The sequence below is a fragment of the Pseudomonas sp. EGD-AK9 genome, assembly GCF_000465935.2.
GTDB lineage: Bacteria > Pseudomonadota > Gammaproteobacteria > Pseudomonadales > Pseudomonadaceae > Aquipseudomonas.
In genome coordinates, this window is record NZ_AVOF01000444.1 from 1 (window position 1) to 2246 (window position 2246).

Sequence of the window (2246 nt, forward strand, 5' to 3'; positions counted from 1 at the left end):
GACCGCCTGCTGCACAGCCCGCCCGGTCGGGCGCGGCAGATGAACGCCGGCGCGGCGCAGGCCGGCGGCGACTACCTGTGGTTCCTGCATGCCGACACCCGGCTGAGCCCGGCTTGCCTGGCCGCGTTGCAGCAGGCGCTGGTCGATGAGCCGGGCTGGGGGCGTTTCGATCTACGCCTGTCGGGCGCTGGCCCATCGCTATGGTTGATCGGCCAGATGATCAACCTGCGCTCGCGGCTGACCGGCATCGCCAGCGGCGATCAGGGCATCTTCGTGCGCCGCGAGCTGTTCGAGTCGCTCGGCGGCTATGCCGACATCCCGCTGATGGAAGACCTCGAGCTGTGCCGGCGGCTCAGGCGCGTGGCCCGGCCGCGTTGCCTGCGCCCGCCGCTCTCGACGTCGAGCCGGCGTTGGGAGCAACATGGAACCTGGCGCACGGTCTGGTTGATGTGGCGTCTGCGCCTGGCCTACTACCGCGGGGTCAGCCCGGAGCTGCTGGCTGGCCGTTATCGAGGAGGAGCACGACGATGACCACGCTGTCACTCCACCTGCTGGCGCGCGCACCCGTCCCTGGACTGGTGAAGACGCGCCTGATTCCGACATTGGGCGAGGAGGGCGCCAGCCGCCTGCAGCGGGCGCTGCTGGAACAGACCCTGGCCCTGCCGCCGCTGGCCTTCGAGCAGCGTTTCCTGTGGCTGGATGGCGATGCCGACCGGCCCTTGCAGCAGTTGGCCGAGCGCCAGGACTGGGTGCTGGTGGAGCAGCCGGCCGGCGACCTCGGCGAGCGCATGCGGCGTATCGCGGCGCTCGGTCTGGCCGAGCACGACGGCGTGGTGCTGATCGGCAACGATTGTCCGGCGCTCGACGGCGCCTACCTGCAGCAGGCCTGTGCGGCACTGGACGAGCACCGTGCGGTACTCGGCCCGGCGGAGGACGGCGGCTACGTGCTGCTGGGCCTGCGCAGCCTCGATCACAGCCTGTTCGAGAACATGCCCTGGGGCGGTGATCAGGTGCTGGCGCGTACCCGCGAGTGCCTGCAGCGCCTGGCCTGGCCGCATCTGTTGTTGCCGACGCTATGGGATGTGGATCGGCCGCAGGATCTGGCGCGCCTGGCGGAACTGGATCAGCGCTGGCGCAACCTGGTGCACTGACCTTAGAACAGGCCGTCGCTCTCGCTGCGCCGCGCTTCGCGCTGCAGCTGGTAGACGAAGCGCTCGACCTGGCGCTGCTCCAGACCGCTCATGCGGTAGAAGCGGGTGCCGACGAAGGTCATGTCGACCTTCTCCTCGTACTGCACGTGGCGCAGCTCCACCGCACAGGTCATGGCGCCGAACGGCAGTTGGGCGGTGAGGCGCTCGTGCACCTGGCCGTTGTGCAATTGCTGGCTGAGGTCGCCGGCAAAGCGCAGCTTGCAGCCGGTGGCGGAGATGTCCAGCAACTGGCCGGGCAGCGGTTCGCGCAGTTTGTCGCCGGCCAGCACCACCTTGATCAGGTCGCTCTGCTTGAGCGGCGCGCGGTAGGCGCTGCGGCGCTGGTGATAGATCACCTCCTGCGGCAGCGGCGCCCAGTAGCAGGGCGCCCCCTCGAACTCGCCCAGTTGCACGTCGTGCTCGCAGCTCCAGGCCACGCGCACGCCCTCACGGTAGGCCTCGACGCTGAAGGCTTCGCCCTGCTTGAGGAAGCGCTCGCCATCGTTGGGAATGATTTCATCCAGCGCCACGCGGTTGCGCTCGCGGTCGATTTCCACCAGGTAGCTCTGGAATCGCTGGCTGCGATCCTTGAACTGGATCACCAGCGGGTCGTGGTTCTGTTGCAGTTGGCGCAGGGTGGCAATGATTTCCACGGGTGCCTTGAGCACCTTGGGCGGCTGAGGACCATTTTCCTCGTTGAACGCGCTGGACACAGTTCGGAACTCTCCGAGTCATCGACTACAACGGCACTAGAATACTGGCAGAGTGCCTGCGTGTCCCTGTGCTTTTTCTTGTGGTGGCTCAGGCCTGGCTGAGTGGCCTTTGCTGGGCGATTCTAGCCGCACTGCCACTGCTGTCATAGAGCCCCGGCGTCTCACCGCCGCGGAGGATGCCGAGGATGCTGCCGACCGAGGCCTGGTTGGCGCGGATCAGTCGGCCGTTGCGCAGGTTGGCCTCCTGGCAGCGCTGCAGCAGGGCGGACAGCGCTTCGCTGCGTGCCAGCAACTGTTCGCCCAGCGCGGAGCCTGCCGCCAGTGCGCCGAGGCCGTCGCGGTC

Annotated in this window: 4 protein-coding genes; 2 read left to right on the forward strand and 2 right to left on the reverse strand. The window is 68.1% G+C overall.

The features are described from left to right. Together N878_RS18265 and N878_RS18270 are read left to right on the forward strand one after the other, a co-directional pair. Positions 1–531 (forward strand): TIGR04283 family arsenosugar biosynthesis glycosyltransferase (locus tag N878_RS18265; RefSeq protein ID WP_021445023.1); only part of this gene is annotated, 531 nt, incomplete at its 5' end. Beyond that, on the forward strand, positions 528–1151 hold the full coding sequence (locus N878_RS18270; protein WP_021445024.1) for a TIGR04282 family arsenosugar biosynthesis glycosyltransferase: 624 nt from the start codon (positions 528–530) through the stop codon (positions 1149–1151). The genes N878_RS18265 and N878_RS18270, both read left to right, overlap by 4 nt. A 2-nt stretch (positions 1152–1153) precedes the next feature. Here N878_RS18270 and N878_RS18275 read toward each other — a convergent pair whose 3' ends face one another. Further along, positions 1154–1903: a flagellar brake protein gene (locus N878_RS18275; protein WP_021445025.1), complete on the reverse strand. Its 750-nt coding sequence runs from the start codon at positions 1901–1903 to the stop codon at positions 1154–1156. Between the two features lie 88 nt (positions 1904–1991). After that, a partial coding sequence (gene flgN, locus N878_RS18280; RefSeq protein WP_021445026.1) for a flagellar export chaperone FlgN occupies positions 1992–2246 on the reverse strand: 255 nt, incomplete at its 5' end.

Bases quoted from the DNA above. Each gene is read 5' to 3' on its own strand.
- N878_RS18270 (WP_021445024.1), top strand. From the start codon at position 528: ATGACCACGCTGTCACTCCACCTGCTGGCGCGCGCACCCGTCCCTGGA.